This window comes from Streptomyces sp. NPDC006012, from assembly GCF_042871185.1.
Classification (GTDB): Bacteria; Actinomycetota; Actinomycetes; order Streptomycetales; family Streptomycetaceae; genus Streptomyces.
In genome coordinates this window covers 18,122-41,656 of record NZ_JBIAIE010000036.1, presented here as the reverse complement: position 1 = coordinate 41,656, position 23,535 = coordinate 18,122, and the positions used below count along the sequence as shown (strand labels likewise).

The following is a 23,535-nucleotide window of genomic DNA, read 5'->3' as shown; positions in this document are numbered from 1 at the left end:
CGCCGGAAGTCCCGGGCCCCGACCGCGTCAGCAGGCCGGGGCCGCACCCCCACCGGCACCAGGCCGGTGCCGCCCGTCCCTCAGGCGTCCGGCCTGCCGCCGTCGGCCGCCGGGACCGCGTCGGCCGCCGGGCCGCCCGCCCTCAGGGCGGCCACGGCGGGCCCGGAGTCGTCGGCGTAGAAGCGGACGGCGCGGGCCGTGGCGGGCCTGCCCAGGGCACGCACGTACCGCACCGGCTCGGTCAGTTCGACGGTGATCGTCGTCTGCCCGCCCACGGCCAGCTCCGCGACACCGTTCTCGTCCACGGCACCCGGCCTGCTCTGCGGGAACCTCCGGTCCAGCCGGACGGAAGCAATACGGTCGGCCGGGATCCGGATGTCCAGCAGCGCGCCGTAGCGCAGCCGCAGCCGGCCGTCGGCCCCGATCACATGCGGACGCACCACACAGGACGCGTGCAGGGCGACGACGAAGTAGCAGCCCCAGACGTCCAGTACGAGCGTGACGGCGTGCACCATCGGCCACGGGATGAGGAGAGCGAGGGCCACGGTCTCGACGACGCAGACGAAGAAGAAGCCGTACATCATCGCCGTCTGGCCCGCGGCATAGGGGACGGGCAGATCGCCCTCGCGCACACCGTGTGGGCCGCGCCGGAACACCCAGCGCAGGAAACTGGTGCAGAGGAAGACCTCGTGCGCGGTCAGCTTGCGCACCGCCACCGGGACCGTGTCGCCGATCGCGGCGTGGAAGGCGGAGCGCCGGCCGAGACCGTCCCGGCGGTGCCGGCGGTGGTCGAGCCAGAGCAGCGCGGCCGTCGCCGTCAGCAGGGCGAGCGCCGTCGACTCCACCGTCAGGCGGACGGCCGGGGATATCCGCACCCCGCCGGCCACGCACAGGACGAGCACCGCTTCCCCGGGCACGAGCGCGGCGACGGACCAGCGCACCACCCTCCTCAGCGTCCTCATCCGGCACGCTCCCGCAGCAGTTCGATCCCGAGGCGCAGCGCCGCGGTCTGGGCGGGAGCGAAGTCGGCGAAGAAGGCGTGGACGAAGCCGCCGGTCCCGGCCAGGCCGTCGTCGGGGAGGCGCATGGCCCGTACCGCCTCGTCGGGAACGGCGTCGGCGATGGCCCGGGCGGCCTGCGCCACCCGCGGGTCGTCCTCGGCGGCCCCGGCCAGCTCGTCCAGCAGGGCATAGACGGCGTAGGCACGCCGCATGGCGTCCGGGTCGGCGCTGAGGCTGTGCACCAACGCGTCGAACCAGCCCCGGTCGATGTCCGGCGAAGCGGTCTCCAGCAGGGCGAGCAGCTCCCGCTCCCTGGCGGCCGACAGCGGCTCCGGCCCGGGGACCTGCGCGGAGGCGCGGGCCATGACGTCGAAGAGGGCGGTGAGTTCGGGGGAGACGGGGGCGTCGGCGGGCAGCCGTCCGGTCCGCTCGGCCTGTTCCAGCAGCTGTCCGAGGCGGGCCCGGCGCTGCCGGATCGCCTCCTCCTGACGGGCCAGGTCGGCGTCCAGCTCGGCCAGGATCTCGATGAGGTCCCGGCCCGCGTCGTCCGCGAGGACGTTCCTGACCTCGTCCAGGCTCAGGCCCAGCTCGGTCAGCCGACGGACGCGCGCCAGTTCGACGGCGTCGCGCAGAGAGTACTCGCGGTACCCGTTGGGCTGCCGCGACGGCTCCGGCAGCAGTCCGATGCGGTGGTAGTGCCGCACCGCGCGGGTGGTGACGCCGACGAGGTCGGCGAGCTCTCCGATTCGCATGACACCAGTAGAAACGTTGTCGCTGCGACAAGGTCAAGCGGCGCACGGGCCGCCCGGCCAGGACGGCCGGAGCGGCGTTCCGGCCCGCAGCGGGGGCGGAACGGAACGCCGTCCGGCCGCTGCCGTCCCGGGCCGGAGCGCACCCGGGGGCTGCCCGGGCGCGCGGAGCCGAAGCGGGTCAGGACGTCTGGAACGGCCCCAGCGCGTCGAAGGAGATCCAGGAACCCGCCGTCCTGGTCAGGGTCAGGGTGTTCTCGCCGGCGGTGAACAGGCCCGGGTCGAGGGTCAGTTCGTAGAAGGACGGCTTGAACGGGCTGCCCGGCCGGGTGGCATCCCCCTCCAGGGAGCCCTTGGTCGCGCCGTCGGCGAAAGTGAGGCGGGTGCCCCGGTGGTCGAAGGTGCCGATGCGCCGCGTGGGCGAGTTCGGGTACGGCGACGGCCCGGCCGTGCCCGACCACCCGGCGGAACCCCTCGTCCTCGGCCACCTCCCACTCCACGCCGTAGGCCGCGCGCGGCACACCGCCGCGCCTAGGCGGTCGGGTGCGCCCGGTCGTAGGCGGGGATGTTGTGGGCGGCCCAGTCCGCGAGGGCGCGGGCGCACTCCGCGACGGTTTCCCGCCAGGTCCTGGCGGCCCCCTCGCCGGCGTCGTCGCTGACGTGCTTGACGATGCGCAGCCGTACACCGGCCCGGTGCGCGGCCGCCGCGAGCGCGTACCCTTCCATGTCGACCAGGGATGCCTGCGCCGCAAGGCGGGCCCGGGCGTGCTCGTCGTCGATGAACGAGTCACCCGTGGCCAGGGTGGGGCCGTCCGGGTCGCCCACCGTCAGGGGAGTTCCGTAGCTCTCGCCGGTGAGGGTGTGCAGGACGCGGCTGTCCAGGTCGTGTTGGATGACCGTCCCGATGACATGGGTTCCGGTCCAGCCGGAGCGCAGGGCGCCCGCGGTACCGAGGTTGACGACCTCGGACGGCAGCGGGCCGCGGGCGAGCGCCGCGCTGAGTGCCGTCGCGGCATTGACCTTGCCCATACCGGTCAGCAGGACGGGCACTGACGTGTCGAGGTGCTGGGCCTCTTCCTTGACCGCGAGGACGAACAGGGGCCGGTCAGCGGTTATCTCGCCGGTGAGTTGCATGCGGTCACGGTACTGGCCCGCCGCCGGGGTCCTTATCCTGGGCGTCATGACCGAACGCTTCACGACGCTACGGCTCGATCAGGCTCCCGAGGTCACCGCGCCGGACGGTTCGAGGGTACGGCCGCTGTGCGTGCTGCCCGGGACGGCGAGCTTCGCCCAGTTCGAACTCGCCCCCGGCGAGATCGCGAAGGCGGTGTCGCACGCCACCGTGCAGGAGATCTGGTTCGTCACCTCGGGCGCGGGGGAGATGTGGCGCAGCCAGGACGGCCGTGAGGAGGTGACGGCGCTGGAACCGGGGGTCTGCCTGACCATCCCGCTCGGTACGACGTTCCAGTTCCGCGCGGGCGAGGAGGGACTGCGGGTGGTGGCGGCGACGGTGCCCGCATGGCCCACGGACAGCCCGGACGAGGCCAGGTTCGAAGCAGGTCGCTGGTAGTCGGCTCCGGCCGCCGCGCTCCGCGGGCGGGACACGTCCCGCCCGCGGAGCGGCAGCCGCTGGATTCCCGTGCGCGACCCGGCCGGGTTCACCGCGGTCGGGACGGCTCTCCTACCAGGTCACCGGCAGTTCCAGCGGGAACCGCCTGATCGTGGCCTTGTCCCACTGCACCTCTTCCGGCGACACCGCGAGCCGCAGCCGGGGGAAACGTTCGACGAGCCGCCCGATGGCCACTTCGAGCTCCGCCATCGCCAGCGGCATCGCGATGCACCGGTGCCCGCCCCAGCCGAACGTCATGTGCGGCGCGTTGGGCCGCTCGACGTCGATCTCGTGCGGCTTGGGGTAGCGCTCCGCCTCGCGGTTGGCCGTCAGGTACGACACGTGGACGTAGTCGCCCGCGCGGATCTGCGCGCCGTCCAGCTCCACGTCTTCGAGTGCCACCCTGGGGATTCCGACGCCCTTGCGGAACGGAATGTAGCGGAGCAGCTCGTTCAGGGTGTCGGTCAGCTTCTCGGGCCGACTCCTGATGTGTTCCATGAGTTCCGGGCGGGTCAGCAGCAGATAGGTGATGTCGCTGATCTGGCAGGTGGCCGTGTCCTGGCCGCTGAGCGCCAGGACCAGGGTCATGACCGCCAGTTCCCTGTCGTCGAGCTGCTCCTCGCCCTCCTCCCGCGCCGCGGCCATCAGGCTGATGATGTCCGTGTCGGGTGTCACCCGGCGCTGCCTGACGAGTTCGGCGAAGTAGGACGTCAGCTCGGCCTTGGCGTTGGCGGCGGCCTCCTTGTTGCCCTCGCCCACGACGAGCAGTTGGTGCACGGACTTCTGGATCCGGGGCCATTCGGCCCGTTCGATGCCGAGGAGGTCCAGCACGGTGTGCTGGGGGAGCGGGTCGGAAAGGTGCTTGGCCAGGTCGGCCGGCGGCCCCTGGCGCTCCATGTCGTCCAGGAGGAGATCCGCGAGCCGGACGATCCGGGGCCGCATCTTCTCCACCTGCTGCGGCGTGAAGGCCTGAGAGGCGAGGTGGCGGACCCGGCTGCTCTGCGGCGGGTCCATCACGTTGATCGACTCGGGCGAGATGATGGGCTCCGGCGTCATCCGGGGGTAGTCGCGGCCGACGATGCCCGCCCGGCTGAAACGCTGGTCGGTGGTGACCTGCTTGACACCGTCGAACCCGGTGATCAGCCAGGCGTCGCCGTCGCCGTAGGGAAGCCGGATCCGCACGGGTGCGGCGCGATCCATCAGCTTCGCGAGTTCGGGGTCGAAGTCCAGGGCTTCGCTGTAGTCGAACGGGCAGGTGGGTGTCTCATCGTTCCCGGTCATCGGGGAAGCTCCTCAAAAGTGGTACGACGTTGGTGATGTCCACGGCCTGGGGGAGGGCCGCGGCGGGCCACAGGCGCCGCCTGCGGCCCAGGAGCAGCGAGCGGACGGAGAAGAGACGGAGGCTGCCCGCCCCGCGCCGGTGCGCTGCGACGCGCTCGCCTCGACGCTGGTGCGGTCGTGCGCCGACCCGGTCGTCAACGGTGGCTACGGGCACGGGAGGGGTCGCCGGTGGCGTTTTCCCCGGCGGCCGAGGCAGCGCCGGGCGGGACGGTGTACGGGGACGAGGGGGCACCGGATTCGGCGGGACGCGTGGCGGCTGTCGGTGTCCGTGCCGGCCGGCACCCGGGTCGGACCCGGTGCCGGGACGACCGCGCCCGGCACCGGGTACCGGGACGCGGGAAGTCGGGAACGGGACTCTCGTGGTCGCTCGTCAGCCATGTCGCATGCCTCCTGGTGCGATGGAAGCACGGGCGGACCGCACCGACCGGTTTTCACCGCCGGTGCAGTCCGCTTGATGGACTAATCGGCACAATCGGCCGAGGGGGTGACCGTCCGGCTCATCCGAACGGAGCGGGCCCGCCCCACCGCTCCCGGACGGCGTCTGCCCAGGCTGCCCGGCCGCGCGTGACGCCGAGCCGGAAGCCGGCGGTCAACTCCGGACGCCGTCACTCGAAAGAGGCATGGACGTCCTCGTCCACACGGCCGACCGACTCCTGCTGGAAGCGCGCCGCGTACAGCTGTCGGATGCGTTCCAGCTTCGGGCCGGCGGACGCCGCGGCGTCCGCCGGGTAGAGGACGATCACCTGGTAGGAGCGTTCCTTCTCGATCACGCCGTGCCGGTCCCGGTACTGCCCGCGGGCCTGGTCCACGGTCAGCCCGTCCGGGAAGCGCGGCGTGACCTGAGTGTCGAGGAATCGCTGGAACTCCGATTCGGTCACCGCCGCGCCACCGTCGGGCCGTTCGGTCCCGAACAGCAACGTGGTCTCGACATAGGCGTCCCGGGCCGCCGTGGGAGCGTCGGCGGCCACGACCACGGGGGCGAGGGCGGCGCCGGCCACGGCGAGGCCGCAGCCCAGCAACAGTCCGGTTCGTGTACGGATCTTCATGCACGGCATAACGGCGCTTGCCCCGGACGGTTGCGCGGGATCCGGGCCCTTCCCCGGGTCCGGGGAAGGGCGACCGGCGGCCGGGCGGATGCGGCGACCGAGGATGCTCTCTGCATAACCTGGGACCGCTCCGGCTGGTACGTCGTCGGCGTCATGTTCGCCCTGACGGGCCTGGCGGCCCCGCCCGCCGTTCGCTGGGCACGAAACCGGCAGGAACATGCGGCAGGCGCCGGTCGAAGCTGTCGACAGAACACGGGTGCTGTCGCGTGGAAGCGGTGCGGGTGGTGGGAGCGGTGCCGAGCAGCGGGAACGGTGAGAGTGACGGGGCAGACCGGACCTGACGTGCCGATCGTCGGCCGTTGCCAGCGGTTTGGTCCCCTCTCGTCGAGCGCCGGTGAGGGCCTGGGCGTCCTGACGCCGACGAGGATCAAGGCGACCAGGTGCACGGTCCGTCGGCGGTCCGTCGGCCGTTCGACGGCCGAAGCGGGGCCGCCCCCCAAGGCGATCCGCGCTGTGCCGGGTCGGCCGTCCCGTCGGCCGCCGGGGCCGAGGGGTCTCGCGTCCGGCGGGCCCGGGCGGCGTCAGGACCGCACCTGCCGACTGCTCGCCGGCGGATGCCGCTGCGCGTGTGCTGTCCCACCCGGCGCGCGATACGCAGGTGGGCTGTACAGGAAGGCTGTCGAGTAATACAGGCTGGCCGGCAATCTCCCGAGGTGGGACATAGAGTGCCCGCCCATGACAGCCCCGCTGCCCCGCGACGTGGCTCGCCTACTTCCTCACGCGTGGTCCGGCTGCGAGCGCGACTGCGGACCGAGTCCGCGGCCACCGACAGGCGCTGGACCTGGTCGCGGATCACCACCCTCAGCCGTGTCGACGGCGAAGGGCCCACGACGGCCAGCGCGCTCGCCGCGGCCGAGCACGTCCGGCCGCAGTCGATGGCCGAGACGGTCGCGGCCCTGGTCCGCGAAGGACTGGTCGTCCGCGGACCCGACCCCGACGACGGGCGCAAGACGCTCATCTCGGTCCCGGAGGCGGGCCGTGAACTCCTCGCCGCCATCCCCGCTGTGCGCGAGGCGTGGCTCGAAAGGGCGATCGAGCGGCACCTGTCGCCCGCCGAACGCCGGACACTCGCCGAGGCGGCCCGCATCATGGAGAGCCTCGCCGACAGCTGAACCCGGGTCGGCACGCATCGTTGAGTGCCTGGCTGACGGTTGGACCCCGTGCGGCGGGTATCAGGCAGCGCTCGGCCGAGATCCGGCCCCGACGCGGTGCGCATCTCCGGGCCTCGGCGACAGCCGAACCCGCCGTGGCCGGCAGGGTGCTGACGCCCGATCGGCCGGTGTGTCCGGACGGGCCGGGGCCTAGTCCCGGCGACGGTGGCGAGGCGGCCATAGCGCTTCGTCGGCCTCGTCAGCCGGCACGGCCCCCCGCCGCACGGCATCCAAGGGGCCGTGAGGCGGTGTGCGGGCGGTCCGTGCGGTCAGTGGTGTGCTGCGGCCGCACGGATCAGAGCGGCGGCCGCGGTCTCGACGTCCCGCTCGTGACTCCAGCGGCCCAGTGACAGTCGCAGCGCCCCCAGTGCCCGTTCGGCGGGCAGGCCCATGGCCGTCAGTACGGGCGACGGCTGGTGGCTGCCGCGGTGGCAGGCCGAACCGGTCGAGGCCGCGATCTGCGGGCAGGCACTGAGGAGCTCATGCCCCACAGCGCCGTCGATGCTGACATTGAGTGTGTTCGGCAGGCGAGCCGCCGCCGGTCCGTTGAGCCGGACGCGGCCGGGCAGCCCCTCGGCCAGCCGCCGCTGGAGGCGGTCGCGCAGCGCGGCGACGCGCGCACCTCCGCTGCCGGCCAACTCATCCGCGGCGAGCCGCGCCGCGGTGCCCAGGGCGACGGCCAGGGCGACGTTCTCGGTGCCGGCGCGCAGACCGCGCTCCTGACCGCCGCCGTAGACCACCGGCTCCAGCCGCACCCCTTCGCGTACGTACAGGGCGGCCGTAGCCTTGGGCGCGTACATCTTGTGCCCGACCACGGTGAGCAGATCGACACCCAGCCGCCGCACGTCGAGGCGCAGTTTCCCGGCGGCCTGGGCGGCATCGCAGTGGAACAGCACGCCGCGTTCGCGGGCGAGGGCGGCCAGTTCCGTGACCGGCTGGAGAGCACCGGTCTCGTTGTTGGCCGCCATCACCGACACCAGCACCGTCGCGCCGGTGAGCGCGGCGGCCAGTGTGGCCGGATCGACCAGGCCCGTGCCGTCGACCGGCAGTACCGTCACGCGTGCGCCGTGCAGCCGCTCCAGGGCCCGGGCCGTCTCCAGTACGGCCGGGTGCTCCGTGGCCTGCGTGATGACATGCGGCCGGGTGCGGCCGGCGGCCAGCACCGCGCCGCGCAGGGCGAGCAGATTCGCCTCCGAGCCCGAGGCCGTGAAGACGATCTCCGGGGTCCGGGCGCCGATCAGGGCGGCCACCCGCTCGCGCGCCTCGGCGAGCGCCCGGCCCGGTTCGGCACCGTAGGCGTGGCTGCTGGAGGGGTTGCCGAAGAAGGCGGTCAGGTACGGTGTCATCGCCTCGGCCACCCGTGGATCCACCGGGGTGGTGGCGTTGTAGTCCAGGTAGACCGGTCCGTCGGTCAGTGCGGGATGGGGCGGCGGGAGCGTTCCGGCCACAGCGGTCACGACAACTCCGCCGCATCGACGGGCAGTTGGGCCAGGCGCCATTCCAGCATGCCGGCGTCGAGCCGGATCGCGTGCCGCCCGCGCCAGGTCAGCAGCCGGACCGCGTCGTAGGCGAGGACGGAGTATTCGCCGCGGCAGTACACGACGATCTCCGTGTCCTCGGGAAGTTCGTCGATGCGGTCGGCCAACTGGTCGACCGGAATGCAGACGGCGCCGGGGATGTGTCCGGACATGTACTCCTCGACCGGCCGCACGTCCAGTACCACCACGTCCCCTGTCGCGACGCGGGCGCGCAGTTCCTCACGGGTGACCTCCCGCGCCCCGTCCTCGCCGAGGTAGGTGCCGAGAGCCGCCGGCACCGCGGCCTGGCGGTTCTCGGCGACCTTGCGCAGCAGCGCGAACAAGCGGGCCACATCGTCGCCGACGAGCTGGTAGTGGATCCGCGCGCCCGCCCGGCGGGTCGCGACGAACCCGGCCTGCTTGAGTGTCTGCAGGTGCGCCGACGTGGTCGTCAGGTTCAGTCCGGCAGCCCTGGCGAGGGAGTCCACGGTCCGCTCGCCCTGCGCCAGCAGATCGAGCAGCTCCAGGCGCTTTCCGCTGGCCAGCGCCTTGCCGCTGACGGCGAACGCGTCGTACAGCCGGGCCTTTGAGGTGTTTGTGGTGGTCTCCGCCATTTAGTCCTCCATGAATCCATGGAATACCGTAGATGAAGTCGGGGGGTGTGACCACGCGAATCCCCTCAATACCGCCCTGCTCGGATCTTGGAGGACCTCCGTGATCCGCCGACGACCAGCTGATTCCGCTGGTCGGTGCCGGACCGGACGACAGCGCAGAACTCGTCGGCCTGGGGGACGGCCGGTCCTCGGCCGTGGACGCGGGCCGCGAGCCCTGACGCCACTACTGGGCCGACGTCAGCACCGCCGCCTGCGGGGCGGGCGCTGCCGCCCGCCCGGCGCGGGCGACGGCCGGTGTCAGAGGCGGCTGTACTGCTCGATGTCCTCGGTGAACTCCTGCACCGCCCGCCCGGTGAGTGTCGGCCGGGTGTCGGCGATGGCGGTCAGGTAGTCCTCGGTGGTGGCCGGGCGGCCCTGGGGATCGATGACCTCGCGCTCGAACGCGGCCTGCGCGCCCTTGCGGGCGGCGAATTCGATGTCCGCGGGCGTGAACAGTTCGCTGGCCTCGACTAGCCGGGGCACGTCCACCGTGCCACCGGACGCGCCCAGATAGCGGTTCCAGATGGCCGCCCGCGCGGTGCGGTCCGGCGGGCCGATCGGGATGACGTAGTCGAACCGGCCCGGCCGCAGGAAGGCCGGGTCGAGAGAACGCACCGAGTTGGTGGTGCAGACCAGCAGCCGTTCGTCGTGCTCGCGGAAGACGGGGATGAGTTTGAGCAGTTCATTGGTGACCCCGTGCCCCGGATCCACCGCCTTCCCGGACCGCACGCCGGCGATCTCCTCGACCTCGTCGATGAAGAGAAGCACCGAGTCCAGTTCCGCCAGGTCCGCGAAGACCTCCCGCAGTGCCGCGGCGAGTCCCTCGCTCGTGTCGGCCGCGAGGCGGGACGGGAACAGTTCCACGAACGGCCAGCCGAGCCGCGAGGCCACCGCCTTGGCGAAGCTGGTCTTACCGGTGCCGGGCGGCCCGAACAGGATGACGGCCTTGGGCGGCACGACACCGTAGCGGTCGGCCAGCGCCGGCTCGGTCAGCGGGAGCACGACACGGCGCTCGACGACCTGTTTCTCGCGTTCCATCCCCGCCATGGCGTTCCAGAGGCCCGCGGGCAGCATACGGCCGCCCAGCGCCGCGATGACGTCGGAATTGGCGGTGCCGGGCGGTTCGAGCTTCTCGTAGTAGATCAGGTCGTCGCGGGACTGGTAGCCGGAGTTCTCCAGTGCCTTCGACCCGGCCGCGTGGGCGGGCAGCAGGGCGCCGACATGGCGGACGCCCAGCGCCCTCAGGCGCCGTTCCAACTCGGCGAGGAGCGCACTGCCGATTCCTCGTTCGCGCCAGCGGGCGGCGAGCGCCACCAGGAGGATCCACGCCCGCTTGTCGTGCGGCTGCGCCACGGCCAGGCCCACCAGCTCGTCGCCGACCTCCGCGACCACCGCCGTCTGGCTGGTCTTCGCCGCGGCCATCACCTCGGAGACCGGGAACACCCGGTCCTCACCTGCACGGCGGCTCTGGTCCCAGATCTGGACGGCCTGGTCGAGATCGTCGTCGTGGTAGTCACGCAGATGCCATGCGGGCATGTTGTCACCTCACCCGGTCCGGTGCACCCCATTGTCCTCTGTCCTGCGCGAGCGCGCCCGTGCCGAACCCAGCGGTTGCCGGGCGCCGGGAAACACCGAGGCGGGGGCACGCGGAGCAGCGCAGCAGTGGTCGACGGGCCGCGGGCCCGCGAGGACGGGTGGTGTCCGTGACCCGTCCGCGACGTGCGGACGGGCCGGAGCCGGGCCCCCTCCCGCCGGTCCTGCGGCGCCCGCACGGCGGGGCCGCGGCCGGTCACGGGCTCCCGAGGACGTGCCGGATCGCCGAGGCGACGTCGTGGGCGACATGGGTGGGTGCGAAGGGCTGCCGGGGCCAGGCACTGCCGTCCGACACCCATACGCTGCGCAGGCCGAGCGCGTCGGCACCCGCGATGTCGGCGTGCGGTGAGTCACCGATGATCCACGCACCGGGCAGGGGACGCCCCGCCACTTCGGCCGCCGCGTGAAAGATCTCGGGTGCCGGCTTCTTGTGGCCGACGCTCTCGGAGACGACCCATCCGTGGACCAAGGTGTCCAGTCCCGTGTTGCGGATCTTCCTTTCCTGCTGCGCGGTCCGGCCGTTGGTGACGATGACGCAGGTCCAGCCGCCGGCCTCGGCCTCGCCCAGCGCTCGGCGGGTGGAATCGGCCAGGACGACACGAGCGGCGGCGCCGGTGTCGAGGAGGGTTCGGACGGCGGCGGCGGGCACCGTGCCGCCGTATCGGCCGATGAGGGCTGCGGCGACGTCGGGACGTGCGGTATAACCGCTGGCGTCGACGGCCATCACCCAGGGGAGGTCGGAGACGGGCAGCCTGTGCTCGGCGAAGAAGTCGGCGACGGCGCCACGGAAGGCGGCATCCCGGTCGACCAGGGTGTTGTCCAGGTCCAGCAACAGCAAGGGCATGACCGGCAGTAGACCACGGACGCGGCGCCGATTTCCCGCCCGACGGGAAGCACGGCCGTCCGGGAACAGGGAGCAGCGGTGGGTGGGGACGTCGCCGAGAACGATGGGTGCCTGGCCTGTGACCTCATGGCGGGCAGGGTGCCGCTGCCCGGCGGAAACGTGCTGCGCACCCGGTTCTGGGTGGTCGAGCACTGTGTCGGGCCGCTGGGCCCGGGCACCGTCGTGGTCAAGCCGGCCCGGCACGTCGTCCACGTCGCCGAGTTGACCGCGCAGGAGTCCGCCGAACTGGGGCCGCTGCTGCAACGGGTGAGTGCCGCCGTCACCGAGGTGACGGCTCCCGAGCAGGTGTACGTGTGCCTGTGGTCGCATGCCGGTGGGGTCCCCGGCCACATCCACTTCGTCGTACAGCCCGTCGGGAGCGAACACCTGGCCCGGTTCGATGCCTTCGGTCCCGCGTTGCAGACCGCCATGGGCGAGGCAGGGTGTTTTCCCGAGGCCGCGGAGGTCGAGCGGATCTGCGACCGGCTGCGGCGCGTCCTCGGCTGACGCCACCCGCCGAGTGTCCCGTCCGCGCCGGTCCGGCGGGGATGGGACCGATCCCGCCGGTGCGGGCCGGAAGGTCACCGGGGTCCGGTCAGACAGTCACCACGGGCACCCCGTCCGGGCGGCCGCCGAGGAGGGCCGCGATGTGGTCGGCGCAGCGGATCGCGGCGGCTGCCATGGCGCCGCGCGTCATGCCGGCGACATGCGGGGTCAACAGGGCGTTCGGCACACCGCGCAGCGGCGAGGCGAAGGCGGCGTGCTCGTGGACGAAGGTGTCGACCGCCGCCGCGGCGAGCGGGTGCGCCGGATCGCGCAGCGCGTCGGCCAGCGCCTGTTCGTCGACGATCCCGCCCCGGGCGGTGTTCAGCAGGACCGATCCCGGTCGCATCTTCGCCAACTCCGTACGACCGATCATGCCCCGGGTGTGCGGCGTCAGGGGAACGTGCAGGGAGACGACGTCGCTCGTGGCCAGCAGGGCGTCGAGCGACGATGCCAGGGGCAGGGAGGTCTCGTGCGGTCGGCGTGCCAGCCCCTGCACCGGCATGCCCAGCGCTCTCGCCCGGTCGGCCAGCGCCATGCCGGTCCGGCCCAGCCCGACGATGCCCAGGGTCAGTTCGGCCAGTTCCACCGCGGGCGACGGTGTGCTCCAGCGGCCTTGGTGTGCGGCCTCGTGGTGGGCCGGAAGGCCGCGGACCAGGGCGAGCAACTGCGCCAGGGCGAACTCCGCGACCGCCTGCGCGTTGGAGCCCGGGGTGTGCGTGACGGCCACGTCGTGCCGGGCGGCGGCCGCCAGCTCGACATGGTCGGTGCCCGCTCCGGCCCGGCCCACGACGCGGAGCCGGTTGGCCAGGGCGGGGTCGGTCGCCGCGGCGAGGAATACGGCCCGCAGCGGAACGCCCGCACGCGACTTGACCGCGTGGTGTCCGAGCCCGCCCCGGACGGTCTGCGCGATCAGGGCCGGTTCGTCGAAGGCGTCGAAATCGGTGAAGTCCACCCGGCCGTCCCAGGCCGCCCGCGCGGCAGCCGGGTCGGCCACCCTCCGAAGGTTCAGCGTGACCGCCAGCCCGTGGCCGAGCAGACGCTCCAGCTCCCGGTCGAGCAGCCTGCCGGGTGCGGCGTCCAGCAACAGAACTCGCATACCTGCCACTTGTTCCCTCCCCGACGGACCCTACTGCCCTACTGCGTCACTGCGTCACTGCGTCCCGCGAGCCGGACTGGGCGACGCCCTGCCCGCGCCGGCCTCCGTCCGGCCGCTGATCCGGCCGTCCGGCGGGCCCGCCGGACGGCGCCTGCCGGACGGGGGGACCGGACCGAGCGCCGGGCCCCCGGTCCCGCCGAGCGCGTGCGGCTCGGGCGGGTTCACGCGACCACCTGGTCGGTGTGCATGGCGGCGATGGTGTCCGCGTCGTAGCCGAGGGCCACCAGGACCTCGTCCGTGTGCTCGCCGAGCAGCGGGGCGCCCTTGATGTCGGGGGTGAAACCGGAGAACCTGACCGGGCTGCCGACCGTCAGGTAGGTGCCGCGCTCCTTCTGCTCCACCTCCACGACCGAGCCGCTCTTGCGCAGCGCGGGGTCCTCGGCGATCTCCTTCATGCTGAGCACGGGAGCGCAGGGCACCTCCGCCTTGCGCAGGATGTCGACCGCCTCGTACTTGGTCTTGTCGGCCAGCCACTTCTCGATCTCCGCGAAGATGTCGAAGATCCGCAGCTGACGGGCCTCCGGGGTGCTGTACTGCGGGTCGTCGGCCCAGTCGGGGTGGCCGATGATCTCGGCGGTCCGCGTCCAGTTCTGCTCCTGGACGGTGAAGTAGATGTACGCGTTGGGGTCGGTCTCCCACCCCTTGCACTTCAGGACCCAGCCGGGCTGACCGCCGCCGCCGGCGTTGCCGCCGCGCGGGACGGTGTCGCCGAACTCGCCGTTCGGGTACTGCGGATACTCGTCCAGGAAACCGACGTGGGCGAGGCGCTGCTGGTCACGGAGCTTGACCCGCAGCAGGTTGAGGACGGCGTCCTGCATCGACACCGACACCTTCTGGCCTTCGCCGGTCCGGGCGCGGGCGAGGAGCGCGGTGAGGACACCGATCAGCAGGTGCATGCCGGTGTTGCTGTCACCGAGCGCGGCCGCGCTGACGGTCGGCGGGCCGTCCCAGAAGCCGGTGGTGGAGGCGGCTCCGCCGGCGCACTGGGCCACGTTCTCGTAGACCTTGAGGTCGTTCCACGGCGAGTCCTCGTTGAACCCCTTGACCGAGCCGAAGATCAGGCGGGGGTTGAGTTCGTGGATGTGCTCCCAGGGCAGGCCCATGCGGTCCATGGCGCCCGGCGCGAAGTTCTCCACCAGCACGTCGGCCTCGCGGATCAGCTTCTCCATGACCTCCTTCCCCTGCGGCGTACGGGTGTTGATGGCCAGGGAGCGCTTGTTGCTGTTCAGCATGGTGAAGTACAGCGCGTCCACGTCGGGTATGTCGCGCAGCTGGTGACGGGTCACATCGCCGCCCGTGATGCGCTCGACCTTCAGGACGTCGGCGCCGAACCAGGCGAGCATCTGGGTGCAGGCCGGGCCGGCTTGCACTCCGGTGAAGTCGATCACCTTGATTCCGGTCAGCGGCAGTTCGGTCATGACGGTTTTCCTTTCTGGTGCAGTGGTCGGCGGGGTGTGCCGTAGTGCCTGGTGTCAGGCCGCCGGCCGGGCCGTGTTGTCGATTCCCTTGGGGTTCAGACTGGTCAGGTGGCCGCTCTCGGTGCCGTCCGTGGGGTCGATCACGCAGTCGATGAGGGCCGGCCGGCCGGACACGAGGGCTTCGCGCAGCGCGCGGGAGACCTCCGCGGGGGTCGTCGCCCGGTAGCCCCGGCCGCCGAAGGCGTCGATCATCAGGTGGTACTGGGCCCGCAGCGAGGTGGGAGCGGGATCCGCGGTGGCGGAGACGTCGTCGCCGCGGTAGACACCGCTGTTGTTGAGGACGACGGTGACGATGGGCAGGCCGTAGCGGCAGACGGTCTCCAGCTCCATGCCGCTGAAGCCGAAGGCGCTGTCACCCTCGACGGCCACGACCGGATCGCCGGTCTCGACTGCCGCGGCGATGGCGTATCCCATGCCGATGCCCATGATCCCCCAGGTGCCGCAGTCCAGCCGGTGGCGCGGCACCTGCATGTCGAGCACGTTGCGGGCGATGTCGAGCGCGTTGGCGCCCTCGTTGACGACGTAGGCGCGGGGGTGGTCCCTCAGCACCCCGCGGATCGCCTGCAGCGCGCCCAGGAACTTCATCGGGTGCGCGGTCCGGGCCGCCTCGATGCGGTCGGACATCTTGGCGACGTTCTGCGCCGAGCGTGCCGCGAGTTGTGTCCGCCATGCCTCCGGGACCGTGATCTGACCCGGCTTGGTCCGCTCGACCAGCAGTTCCATCACCGAGGCCGCGTCTCCGACGAGAGGGGCGGCGATGGGCTGGTTGCCGTCCAGTTCGGTGGGATCGATGTCGATCTGGATGAACTGGGCGTCCGGGCTCCACTGCGGCGGTTCGCCGTGCCCGAGCAGCCAGTTCAGGCGTGCGCCGACGAGCAGGACGACGTCGGCCTCCCGCAGGGCGAGCGACCGGGCGGTGGCCACCGACTGCGGGTGGTCGTCGGGAAGCAGGCCCTTGGCCATCGACATCGGCAGGAACGGCAGGCCGTTGCGCTCGACGAATTCCCGGATCGCGTCGTCCCCTTGCGCGTACGCGGCGCCCTTGCCGAGGACCACCAGTGGCCGTTCGGCGCCCGCGAGCAGATCGATCGCGCGGTCCACGGCGCTGACCGGCGGGAGCTGGCGCGGCGCAGGGTCGACGATCCGGGGGAGTGACGCGGCCCCCTGCCGCGTGTCGATGACCTCACCGAGCACCGCGGCCGGAAGGTCGAGATACACCCCTCCGGGACGACCGGAGACCGCCGTACGGATCGCGCGGGCCAGCCCGCGTCCGATGTCCTCGGCCCGGTCGATCCGGTACGCCGCCTTGACCAACGGCTGGGCCGTGGCCAACTGGTCGAGCTCCTCGTAGTCGCCGCGGCGCAGGTCGATGATGCCGCGCACGCTGGACCCGGAGATCTGCACCACCGGGAAGCAGTTGGTGGTGGCGTTGGCGAGCGCGACGAGCCCGTTGAGGAACCCCGGGCCGGAGACCGTCAGGCACACGCCCGGCTTTCCGGTCAGGAATCCGGCCGCCGCCGCGGCATGCCCGGCGTCGCTCTCGTGCCGGAAGCCGATGAACCGGATACCCGACGCCTGGGCGAGCCGGGCGAGGTCCGTGACCGGGATGCCGACCACCCCGTAGATGGTCTTGACGTCGTTGCGCAGGAGCGCGTCCACGATCAGGTGGTTGCCGTCGGTGAGCAGTTCCGGGGCACGGCTGGAGAGCTGCGGGGTGTGCGGTGCGGGGGCGGTGGCCATGACGGGACTCCTCATCGGATGCGGGGCTGACACCTCATGCGCTGGTTTGGTGCGTTTTGCTCCACTGTTCGGTAGGTCATGCGGCCGTGTCCAAGACCCGTGGGTGACCGGTTGATAAGCGAGAGCTGTCAAAGCGCCCGGAGCCCTCCGCACACCCCGGCCACGCTGGATCGATAAGCGCCGTGTGTCAGGCGTTCACCCCTGCGTATTGGACCCGCGGGCCTGCGTGACGCACGCTCGGCAGCAGAACGTGTCCTTTGAGCGGAGATCGGGTCCCGACGGCGCGGACGTGGCCTCACGGCCCACCGCGACAGCGCCCGTGACCGGGAGCCAGGAGGTGATGGCCATGGCCTCGTCCGCCACGGCATCCGCAGCTACGACGACCCGGACCCGCTACCGGCCCCCTGCGGTCACCGGGCTGACCGATCTGATCGCCGGATCCGTCCGGGACCGGCCGGGCACACCGGCGCTGATCGTCACCGCCGACCACGTGCGGTTGTCCTACGCCGTGCTCGACGGCCTGGCCGCCGACATGGCGGCGCGGCTCGCCGACACGGATCTGCGGCCCGGGGACCCGGTGGGTCTGGTCTGCGCCAACACCGTCGAATTCGTCGTCGCCCTGCTGGGCGCCGCGCGGGCCGGGCTGGTGACCAGCCCGCTGGATCCGGCGCTCCCCGCGCCCGAGAAGGCCGCGCGGCTGGCCGCGCTGGGCGCGCGGGCGCTCCTCACCGGTCCCGCCGCCCCCGACGGCCCGCCGGGGACAAGGGTGCCCGCCTGGCCGGTGCGCGTCCGGGTCCTGCCGTCCGGGACCGCCACGGTGACCCTGGACGCCGCCGCGCGGCCGGCGCCGCGCGGCGCCGGCGCGGCCGGGGAGCTCACCTGCCACGACACCCTCGTCCTGTTCACCGCCGGAACCACCGACCGGGCGAAGATGGTCCCGCTCACCCACGCCAACGTGGTCGCCGGCGTGACCGGCGTCTGTACGACCTACGAGCTGGACCCGGCCGACGGGACGGTGGCGGTGATGCCGCTGTTCCACGGCCACGGGCTGTTCGCCGCGCTCCTGTCCTCCCTCGCGAGCGGAGGACGGGTCCTGCTGCCCGCGCACGGCCGGTTCTCGGCCCACACGTTCTGGGACGACATGCGGGCCGCGGGCGCCACCTGGTACACGGCGGTGCCGACCATCCACCAGATCCTGCTGGCGCGGGCGGCCCAGGAGTATCCGGGCCGGCAGACCCAGCCGCTGAGGTTCGTGCGCAGTTGCAGCGCCCCGCTCCCCGCGGCCACCGCCCGGGCGCTGGAGGACCTGCTCGGCGTGCCGGTGCTGAGCGCGTACGGAATGACCGAGTCCACGCACCAGACGACCAGTGAGCCACTGCCGCGGCACGGGCACCGCGGGCGCGGATCCGTCGGCACGGCGACCGAGGTGGACCTGCGCATCGTCGACACGGACGGGCGACCGTGTCCGTCCGGCGAGCCGGGGGAGGTGTGGGTGAGCGGTCCGCCCGTCGCGCGTGGCTACCTGGCCGACCCCGCCGAGACCGCGCACAGCTTCGCCGACGGCTGGTTCCGCACCGGCGACCTGGGCCTGCTCGATCCGGACGGCTGTGTGTACCTCACCGGGCGCATCAAGAACCTCATCAACCGCGGCGGTGAGAAGATCTCGCCGGAGCGCGTCGAGGACGTTCTCGCCGGGTGCCCGGGTGTCGTCGAAGCGGCCGTGTTCCCCGTCGCCGACGCCACGTACGGCCAGCGGGTCGGTGCCGCCGTCGTACTGGGCGAGGGCCAGAACACCGAGCCGGACCGGATCCTGGACCACTGCCGTGACCGGCTGGCCCCCTTCGAGATACCCGAACGGCTCCAGGTCGTCGCCGGCCTCCCGCACACTCCCAAGGGCGGACTGGACCGCCGGTCGCTGGTGGACCGGTACCCGGACTGACACATGTCCCGGTCCACATGTCCCTGTACGTGTGCCGACTCCGCGCCCGCCCGAGTCACCCGAGACGGTCCTCGCCGGTCAGCGGCCGGTCGAAGAAGTCGTCGAGCGACAGACGGGTCGCCACGTCCACGAACGCCCGGGCGATCGGGGACCCGGGGGCCGCCGCGTTGATCCCCACCTGGACCTCCGCGCTGGTCTCCGGCTCGACCAGCCGCACGGCCCGCGCCCGGCCGGTCACCGGCATCGCGCGCAGCCAGGTGTGCGGCACGATGCTCGCCCAGTCCCCACCGCCCACATGCGCGTACAAGGAGGCGACCGAGTCCGTCTCCACCTGGGCGGCGACCTCCACCCCGCTGCTCGCCAGCGCACTGTCGATGACCTGGCGGATCTTCATGTCCTCCGTGAGCAGCGCGAGCGGCAACTGCGCCGCCTCCGCCCAGGTCATCGTGCGGATGTCGGGTTTCAACCGGTCCTCGGGAGCCAGCAGCACATAGCGCTCCTCGTACAGCGGCACGGTCAGCAGCCCTTCCCGTTCCTCGGGCGGGAACGGCCCGATCGCCGCGTCCAGCTCGAACTCCCGCAGCAGCCGGGCCAGGTCGGTGGTCGGCAGCCGGGAACGGATCTGCACCTTGGCCAGCGGATGCGCGGCGCAGAAGGCGGCCACGGGCAGGGCCACGGTGGTCGACGAGGTGGGTTCGGTGCCCAGCCGCAGCGTCCCCGTGACCCCCGACTGGACGGCGGCCACCTCTGCCTTGAACGCGTCGTGCTCGGCGAGGATCCGCTTGGCCCAGACCACCAGCCGCTCCCCTTCCGGGGTCAGGCCCTGGTAGTTGTGGCCACGGTTGATCAGCGTGACGTTCAGTTCCCGCTCCAGCTTGGCGATGGCCGCCGACAGCGCGGGCTGCGACACGTAGCAGGCCTCGGCGGCCCGCGCGAAGTGTTTCTCCCGGGCCACCGCCACGAAGTACTCCAGCTGCCGGAACAACATGTGCGAGACCTCCCTGCGCGGGGCGTGGCCGTCGGTGAAGCGGATGCCGTCGAACCGGCTGTTTCCCCCATCATCCTGCGGGCCCGGGCAGGACGACGCAGCGGACGTCCCGCAGCGGAGTCCGGCCCGCGCCGTGCACGCCCACCGGCGGCTGCTGCCGACCGTGATCCGTCAACAGCGCAGGGGTGGTAAGCCGACGGCCGACGGGGTGGCCCGGGGGCGGTCGGTACGGGCGAGCGCCTAGGAGGTGTGGAAGTACTCGGCGATGGTGCCGATCACAGCCGCCGCGCTGCGCAGTTCCGCCCCGGAGAAGTCCGTCAGCGCCTCGGCGAGCCACTGCTCGCCCGCCGCCTGGATGCGGACGACTGCTTCTCGGCCTTCCGCGGTGGCCTCCGCGAGCCGGGCACGCTGGTCGCCCGGCTCACGGACGGTGGCGACCAGGCCCTGTTCCTCCAGCCTGCGGACCTCCCTGGTGATGTGCGGGGCCTTCACCATGAGCGCGTCGGCGAGTTCGCCCAGACGCAGCGGCGACGGTGAGGCCGCCAGCACCCGCAGTACGGCCAGGGACGCCCGGTCGACCGGAACGCCGGCCTGGCGGCGCAGCCGGGCGTGAGCACGATTTCCGGTCATCGTGTACGCCAGTGTGGCCAGTGCGGCGTACAGGTCGTCGAGAGGCGTCGTGTCGGTGGTTTTCGAGGGCTCCACGTTCAGATGATGCCGTACGGCGCCCGGTTCGGCGCCCGGCCTTCGGTATCGGTGGTCCCGGGGCCGGTCCCGGCGCCCCGCGACCGGCACCGCCGACCCGGGCCCGCCCGGGGGAGAAGGGGCGGTGGAGCGCCGGTACCGACCGGCGCTCCACCGCCTGCCGGCCAGGCGCGGCGTCACTCCCGGTTGCCGCTTTTTGCCGCTTTGCGAATGTCCGGAAACATTCGCTCTCGGTCCTCGCCGGCGGATGTCCGGAAACGCCCGGTGCCGGGCCGGGCTGCGTGGTTGTAACGTCCCCGGCGTCGAGTTACTTTCGTTAAGTAATGCATAGTGCATCGATTTGGAGGGGATCGCCGTGAAGGTCGCCGTGGACGGTGAGAAGTGCTGCGCAGCAGGCCAGTGCGTGCTGGTCGCCCCGCAGGTCTTCGACCAGCGGGACGAGGACGGAGTCGTGGTGCTCCTGCAGACCGAGCCGGCCGACGGGATGCAGGAGGCCGTCGAGGAGGCGGCCCAGGTCTGCCCCGCGGCCGCGATCACGCTGTCCTGACACCTGCCAGGAGGCGCTGAACACCGCTCGTCGTCGAGTCGTTCGCCGCGAGCAACCGCTCGTCGCCACATCAAGGAGGGAATCACATGACCGAGACGCCCACCGCCGCCCACACCTACGCCGAACGCCGCGCGGCAGGCTGCCCCTTCGACCCGCCCCCCAACAGGTCACGACTGCTGGAGGAGGAACCGGTCTCCCGCACCAGCCTGTGGAACGGTGCGACAGTCTGGCTGGTGACCCGGCACGCGGACCAGGTCGCGCTCCTGCGCGACCAGCGGATCAGCGCCGACAACCGCAACTCCGGCTATCCGAGCATCAGCCCCGCCGCGGAGGCCACCCGCCTGCACAACCGGACGTTCCTGACCATGGACGAGCCCGAACACAGCGCACAGCGCCGACGGTTCACCGGCGACTTCTCGGTCAAGCGCGTAGCGGCCCTGCGGCCGCGCATCGAGGCGATCGTCGCCGAACTGCTGGACGCGATGGAGGAAGCCGGACCGCCGGCCGACCTGGTCCAGGCGTTCGCGCTGCCGCTCCCGTCACTGGTCATCTGCGAACTGCTCGGCGTCCCCTACGAGGACCACGAATTCTTCCAGCGGGCCAGCGCCGTCATGATCGACACCCGTAGCAGTCCGGAAGCGGCCCTGGCCGCCTCGCAGGAGATGGTCGACTATCTCGGCGACCTGGTGGAGGCGAAGGAGAAGAACCCCGGCACCGACCTGCTCAGCCGGATCGCCGTGCAGTACCTGCGCACCGGCATCAGCGACCGCGACGAGTGCGCCAAGCAGGCACGGCTGCTGCTGGTCGCGGGTCACGAGACGACGGCCAACATGATCGCGCTGGGCACCTGCGCCCTGTTGCAGCAACCCGACCAGCTCGCCGCCGTCCGGGACGCGGGCCCGGACCGGGTGGCCGGAGCGGTGGAGGAACTGCTGCGCTATCTGACCATCGTGCACTCGGGACGGCGGCGTGTGGCCCTGGCCGACATCGAGCTGGACGGGCACACCATCCACGCCGGCGAGGGGGTGATCCTTGCCACCGACGTCGCCAACCGGGACCCGGAGATCTTCGAGGATCCCGACCGGCTCGACGTCGACCGCCAGGCCAGGCGGCACCTCGCCTTCGGTTCCGGCCCGCACCAGTGCCTCGGCCAGAACCTCGCGCGACTGGAACTGCAGATCGCCTACCCCGCCCTGCTCCGCCGTTTCCCGGGACTCCGACTGGACCGTTCGCTCTCGGAGATCCCGTTCCGCGACGACATGGCCGTCTACGGCGTCCACGAGCTGCCCGTCGCCTGGTGAGCAGCGCCTGCAGCGCGCGCCGACGGGATCGGCCGGTGAGCGCGGGCGGCTGACACCCGTCCACGTGGGCCGGTCCCGCGCACGCCCGGCCAGGCGCGGGGCACCCGTCCCGCCGGCCGATGGCCCCCGTACGACCGGTGAACCGGCGAACACATCAGAAAGGCAGGGCACATATGTCGATCGACGCCGAGCGCACGGCGCGACGCGGAGGGAGCCGGCCCGGGGCCGGCCGCGGCAGGACGCTCCCGGGCGGGCGGGCCGCCGGCCGCCCGGCGCCCGACAGGGAGGTGTGAGTTGACCGGAACGGCACGGGTGGTCGTCGTCGGTGCCTCGGCCGCCGGAGTGGCCACCGTGGAAGGGCTGCGCAGGCTGGGCTTCACCGGCCGGCTGACGCTCATCGGTGAGGAGGCCGATGTTCCCTACGACCGCCCGCCGCTGTCCAAGCAGTTGCTCTCCGGAACCTGGGAGCCCGAACGGCTCCGACTGCGCTCGCCCGAGGCGCTGGCGGCGCTCGACCTGGACCTGCGGCTCGGGCAGCGGGCGGTGGCACTGGACACCGGGCGGCGCCAGGTCGTGCTGGCCGGCGGCGAGCGGGTCGGCTACGACCAGGCGGTCGTGGCCACCGGGGTCCGCGCGCGCCGTCTGCCGGGCACCGAGACGTGCGAGGGCGTGCATGTGCTGCGCACGCTGCGCGACGCCCTGGACCTGCGTGCGGCCCTGGGCGCCGGCCGGCGTCTGGTCATCGTCGGCGGCGGCTTCATCGGTGCCGAGGCGGCCGCGGTGGCCGGGCAGGCCGGCTGCGAGGTCACCCTGGTCACCGACACCGCGGTACCGATGGGTACGGCCCTGGGCACGGACGTCGGCGGCATGCTCGCGGAGGTGCACGCCGAGCACGGGGTGCGGCTGGTGACCGGTTCCCTGGTCGAAGCGGTGCTGACCCAGGACGGCCGGGCCACCGGGGTACGGCTGGCCGACGGCCGGACACTCGAAGCCGATGCCCTGCTGGTCGGCATCGGGGCGCGTCCCAACGTGGAGTGGCTCGCGGACAGCGGGCTGCCGACCGGTGACGGCGTGGAGTGCGACGCCATGCTGTACGCCGGAAACGGCGTCTGGGCAGCAGGTGACGTCGCCTCCTGGCCGGACGGGGCGACCGGGCAGCGGCTGCGCGTCGAGCACCGCACCAATGCGGGTGAACAGGGACTCGCCGTGGCCCGCAACCTGCTGGCGGGCCGCGACGCGGCCACCGCGTTCACCACCGTGCCCTATGTCTGGTCGGACCAGTACGACCTGAAGATCCAGGTCCATGGGCAGACCAGGGGCGCCGATGAGTTCCGTGTGGTGGACGGCGGCCTGGCCGAGCGCCGGTTCACCGCGCTGTGCGGGGCCAAGGGACAGGTCTGCGCGGCCGTGGGGGTCAACATGACCAAGCCGCTGCGCGCCCTTCGCCCGCTGGTGGCCGCCCGCACCCCGTGGCCCGAGGTGTCCGCAGCCCTCCCCTCCCTCTGAGATCCGCGCCTGCCGTCACCGGGCAC

At 72.4% G+C, this 23,535-nt stretch carries 22 protein-coding genes; 7 read left to right on the top strand and 15 right to left on the bottom strand.

The genetic code is table 11. From position 1 onward, the window contains the following. Window positions 1–80 precede the first annotated feature (80 nt). From ACFYPJ_RS36060 to ACFYPJ_RS36045, 4 genes are all read right to left on the bottom strand, one after another. On the bottom strand, window positions 81–962 hold the full coding sequence (locus ACFYPJ_RS36060) for a hypothetical protein (RefSeq protein ID WP_389025840.1): 882 nt from the start codon (window positions 960–962) through the stop codon (window positions 81–83). Next, entirely contained in the window at window positions 959–1,753 is a 795-nt protein-coding gene (locus tag ACFYPJ_RS36055) for a MerR family transcriptional regulator (protein WP_389025839.1), read from the bottom strand. Before ACFYPJ_RS36055 ends, ACFYPJ_RS36060 begins: the two co-directional genes overlap by 4 nt. Before the next feature lie 178 nt (window positions 1,754–1,931). Continuing rightward, complete coding sequence (locus ACFYPJ_RS36050) at window positions 1,932–2,273, bottom strand: hypothetical protein (protein ID WP_389025838.1); 342 nt, start codon at window positions 2,271–2,273, stop codon at window positions 1,932–1,934. Window positions 2,274–2,281: 8 nt separating this feature from the next. Then, window positions 2,282–2,932: a nucleosidase gene (locus ACFYPJ_RS36045; protein ID WP_389025837.1), complete on the bottom strand. Its 651-nt coding sequence runs from the start codon at window positions 2,930–2,932 to the stop codon at window positions 2,282–2,284. Between ACFYPJ_RS36045 and ACFYPJ_RS36040 the strand changes: the two genes are divergently transcribed. Then, entirely contained in the window at window positions 2,931–3,320 is a 390-nt protein-coding gene (locus ACFYPJ_RS36040; protein ID WP_389025836.1) for a cupin domain-containing protein, read from the top strand. The two genes, ACFYPJ_RS36045 and ACFYPJ_RS36040, sit on opposite strands and share 2 nt — an antisense overlap. A gap of 111 nt (window positions 3,321–3,431) precedes the next feature. Here the strand turns inward: ACFYPJ_RS36040 and ACFYPJ_RS36035 are convergent, their stop codons facing one another. Further along, window positions 3,432–4,640, bottom strand: a complete 1,209-nt coding sequence (locus tag ACFYPJ_RS36035; RefSeq protein WP_389025835.1) for a cytochrome P450 — start codon at window positions 4,638–4,640, stop codon at window positions 3,432–3,434. A 665-nt stretch (window positions 4,641–5,305) separates the two neighbouring features. Next, window positions 5,306–5,746: a DUF3574 domain-containing protein gene (locus ACFYPJ_RS36030; protein ID WP_389025834.1), complete on the bottom strand. Its 441-nt coding sequence runs from the start codon at window positions 5,744–5,746 to the stop codon at window positions 5,306–5,308. Between the two features lie 782 nt (window positions 5,747–6,528). Here ACFYPJ_RS36030 and ACFYPJ_RS36025 point away from each other — a divergent pair. Next, the gene (locus ACFYPJ_RS36025) at window positions 6,529–6,918 is read left to right on the top strand and encodes a MarR family winged helix-turn-helix transcriptional regulator (protein ID WP_389025833.1); all 390 of its coding nucleotides are present in this window, start codon (window positions 6,529–6,531) and stop codon (window positions 6,916–6,918) included. Window positions 6,919–7,226: 308 nt separating this feature from the next. On the opposite strand, the gene ACFYPJ_RS36020 is transcribed toward ACFYPJ_RS36025, so the two are convergent. The 4 genes from ACFYPJ_RS36020 to ACFYPJ_RS36005 form a co-directional block, all read right to left on the bottom strand. Further along, window positions 7,227–8,414: a cysteine desulfurase family protein gene (locus ACFYPJ_RS36020; RefSeq protein WP_389025832.1), complete on the bottom strand. Its 1,188-nt coding sequence runs from the start codon at window positions 8,412–8,414 to the stop codon at window positions 7,227–7,229. Continuing rightward, window positions 8,411–9,088: an ArsR/SmtB family transcription factor gene (locus ACFYPJ_RS36015; RefSeq protein ID WP_389025831.1), complete on the bottom strand. Its 678-nt coding sequence runs from the start codon at window positions 9,086–9,088 to the stop codon at window positions 8,411–8,413. Before ACFYPJ_RS36015 ends, ACFYPJ_RS36020 begins: the two co-directional genes overlap by 4 nt. 297 nt (window positions 9,089–9,385) lie before the next feature. Further along, window positions 9,386–10,663 carry an ATP-binding protein gene (locus ACFYPJ_RS36010; protein WP_389025830.1) on the bottom strand — a complete coding sequence of 426 codons (1,278 nt, stop codon included), beginning with the start codon at window positions 10,661–10,663 and terminating at the stop codon, window positions 9,386–9,388. 253 nt (window positions 10,664–10,916) lie between these two features. Next, the gene (locus tag ACFYPJ_RS36005) at window positions 10,917–11,564 is read right to left on the bottom strand and encodes an HAD family hydrolase (RefSeq protein ID WP_389025829.1); all 648 of its coding nucleotides are present in this window, start codon (window positions 11,562–11,564) and stop codon (window positions 10,917–10,919) included. 78 nt (window positions 11,565–11,642) lie between these two features. Between ACFYPJ_RS36005 and ACFYPJ_RS36000 the strand changes: the two genes are divergently transcribed. Further along, a complete protein-coding gene (locus ACFYPJ_RS36000) occupies window positions 11,643–12,110 on the top strand; it encodes an HIT family protein (protein ID WP_389025828.1) in 468 nt (155 codons plus the stop codon). Window positions 12,111–12,198: 88 nt separating this feature from the next. Here the strand turns inward: ACFYPJ_RS36000 and ACFYPJ_RS35995 are convergent, their stop codons facing one another. The 3 genes from ACFYPJ_RS35995 to oxc all read right to left on the bottom strand — a co-directional run bounded on the left by ACFYPJ_RS35995 (window position 12,199) and on the right by oxc (window position 16,523). Beyond that, window positions 12,199–13,245, bottom strand: a complete 1,047-nt coding sequence (locus tag ACFYPJ_RS35995; protein ID WP_389025827.1) for an NAD(P)-dependent oxidoreductase — start codon at window positions 13,243–13,245, stop codon at window positions 12,199–12,201. 221 nt (window positions 13,246–13,466) lie between these two features. Beyond that, window positions 13,467–14,723 (bottom strand): formyl-CoA transferase, encoded by a 1,257-nt coding sequence (gene frc / locus ACFYPJ_RS35990; RefSeq protein WP_389025826.1) that lies wholly within the window; start codon window positions 14,721–14,723, stop codon window positions 13,467–13,469. A 54-nt stretch (window positions 14,724–14,777) separates the two neighbouring features. Next, on the bottom strand, window positions 14,778–16,523 hold the full coding sequence (gene oxc, locus ACFYPJ_RS35985) for an oxalyl-CoA decarboxylase (protein ID WP_389025825.1): 1,746 nt from the start codon (window positions 16,521–16,523) through the stop codon (window positions 14,778–14,780). A gap of 346 nt (window positions 16,524–16,869) precedes the next feature. Between oxc and ACFYPJ_RS35980 the strand changes: the two genes are divergently transcribed. Beyond that, complete coding sequence (locus ACFYPJ_RS35980) at window positions 16,870–18,462, top strand: FadD7 family fatty acid--CoA ligase (RefSeq protein WP_389025824.1); 1,593 nt, start codon at window positions 16,870–16,872, stop codon at window positions 18,460–18,462. Window positions 18,463–18,517: 55 nt separating this feature from the next. On the opposite strand, the gene ACFYPJ_RS35975 is transcribed toward ACFYPJ_RS35980, so the two are convergent. Both ACFYPJ_RS35975 and ACFYPJ_RS35970 read right to left on the bottom strand, forming a co-directional pair. Continuing rightward, window positions 18,518–19,450 (bottom strand): LysR family transcriptional regulator, encoded by a 933-nt coding sequence (locus tag ACFYPJ_RS35975; protein ID WP_389025823.1) that lies wholly within the window; start codon window positions 19,448–19,450, stop codon window positions 18,518–18,520. 240 nt (window positions 19,451–19,690) lie between these two features. Continuing rightward, the gene (locus tag ACFYPJ_RS35970; RefSeq protein ID WP_389025822.1) at window positions 19,691–20,155 is read right to left on the bottom strand and encodes a MarR family winged helix-turn-helix transcriptional regulator; all 465 of its coding nucleotides are present in this window, start codon (window positions 20,153–20,155) and stop codon (window positions 19,691–19,693) included. A 355-nt stretch (window positions 20,156–20,510) separates the two neighbouring features. Here ACFYPJ_RS35970 and ACFYPJ_RS35965 point away from each other — a divergent pair, with 355 nt between their 5' ends. The 3 genes from ACFYPJ_RS35965 to ACFYPJ_RS35955 all read left to right on the top strand — a co-directional run bounded on the left by ACFYPJ_RS35965 (window position 20,511) and on the right by ACFYPJ_RS35955 (window position 23,509). Further along, entirely contained in the window at window positions 20,511–20,702 is a 192-nt protein-coding gene (locus ACFYPJ_RS35965) for a ferredoxin (protein WP_389025854.1), read from the top strand. A gap of 86 nt (window positions 20,703–20,788) precedes the next feature. Continuing rightward, window positions 20,789–22,003, top strand: a complete 1,215-nt coding sequence (locus ACFYPJ_RS35960) for a cytochrome P450 (protein WP_389025821.1) — start codon at window positions 20,789–20,791, stop codon at window positions 22,001–22,003. A 294-nt stretch (window positions 22,004–22,297) separates the two neighbouring features. Continuing rightward, entirely contained in the window at window positions 22,298–23,509 is a 1,212-nt protein-coding gene (locus tag ACFYPJ_RS35955) for an NAD(P)/FAD-dependent oxidoreductase (protein WP_389025820.1), read from the top strand. Window positions 23,510–23,535 lie beyond the last annotated feature (26 nt).

Coding starts and splice junctions, on each gene's coding strand:
- ACFYPJ_RS36060 (WP_389025840.1), bottom strand. CDS start 962: ATGAGGACGCTGAGGAGGGTGGTGCGCTGGTCCGTCGCCGCGCTCGTG.
- ACFYPJ_RS35975 (WP_389025823.1), bottom strand. CDS start 19,450: ATGTTGTTCCGGCAGCTGGAGTACTTCGTGGCGGTGGCCCGGGAGAAA.
- ACFYPJ_RS36030 (WP_389025834.1), bottom strand. CDS start 5,746: ATGAAGATCCGTACACGAACCGGACTGTTGCTGGGCTGCGGCCTCGCC.
- ACFYPJ_RS36035 (WP_389025835.1), bottom strand. CDS start 4,640: ATGACCGGGAACGATGAGACACCCACCTGCCCGTTCGACTACAGCGAA.
- ACFYPJ_RS36005 (WP_389025829.1), bottom strand. CDS start 11,564: ATGCCCTTGCTGTTGCTGGACCTGGACAACACCCTGGTCGACCGGGAT.
- ACFYPJ_RS36055 (WP_389025839.1), bottom strand. CDS start 1,753: ATGCGAATCGGAGAGCTCGCCGACCTCGTCGGCGTCACCACCCGCGCG.
- ACFYPJ_RS35995 (WP_389025827.1), bottom strand. CDS start 13,245: ATGCGAGTTCTGTTGCTGGACGCCGCACCCGGCAGGCTGCTCGACCGG.
- frc (WP_389025826.1), bottom strand. CDS start 14,723: ATGACCGAACTGCCGCTGACCGGAATCAAGGTGATCGACTTCACCGGA.
- ACFYPJ_RS36015 (WP_389025831.1), bottom strand. CDS start 9,088: ATGGCGGAGACCACCACAAACACCTCAAAGGCCCGGCTGTACGACGCG.
- ACFYPJ_RS35980 (WP_389025824.1), top strand. CDS start 16,870: ATGGCCTCGTCCGCCACGGCATCCGCAGCTACGACGACCCGGACCCGC.
- oxc (WP_389025825.1), bottom strand. CDS start 16,523: ATGGCCACCGCCCCCGCACCGCACACCCCGCAGCTCTCCAGCCGTGCC.
- ACFYPJ_RS36010 (WP_389025830.1), bottom strand. CDS start 10,663: ATGCCCGCATGGCATCTGCGTGACTACCACGACGACGATCTCGACCAG.
- ACFYPJ_RS36045 (WP_389025837.1), bottom strand. CDS start 2,932: ATGACGCCCAGGATAAGGACCCCGGCGGCGGGCCAGTACCGTGACCGC.
- ACFYPJ_RS35960 (WP_389025821.1), top strand. CDS start 20,789: ATGACCGAGACGCCCACCGCCGCCCACACCTACGCCGAACGCCGCGCG.
- ACFYPJ_RS36040 (WP_389025836.1), top strand. CDS start 2,931: ATGACCGAACGCTTCACGACGCTACGGCTCGATCAGGCTCCCGAGGTC.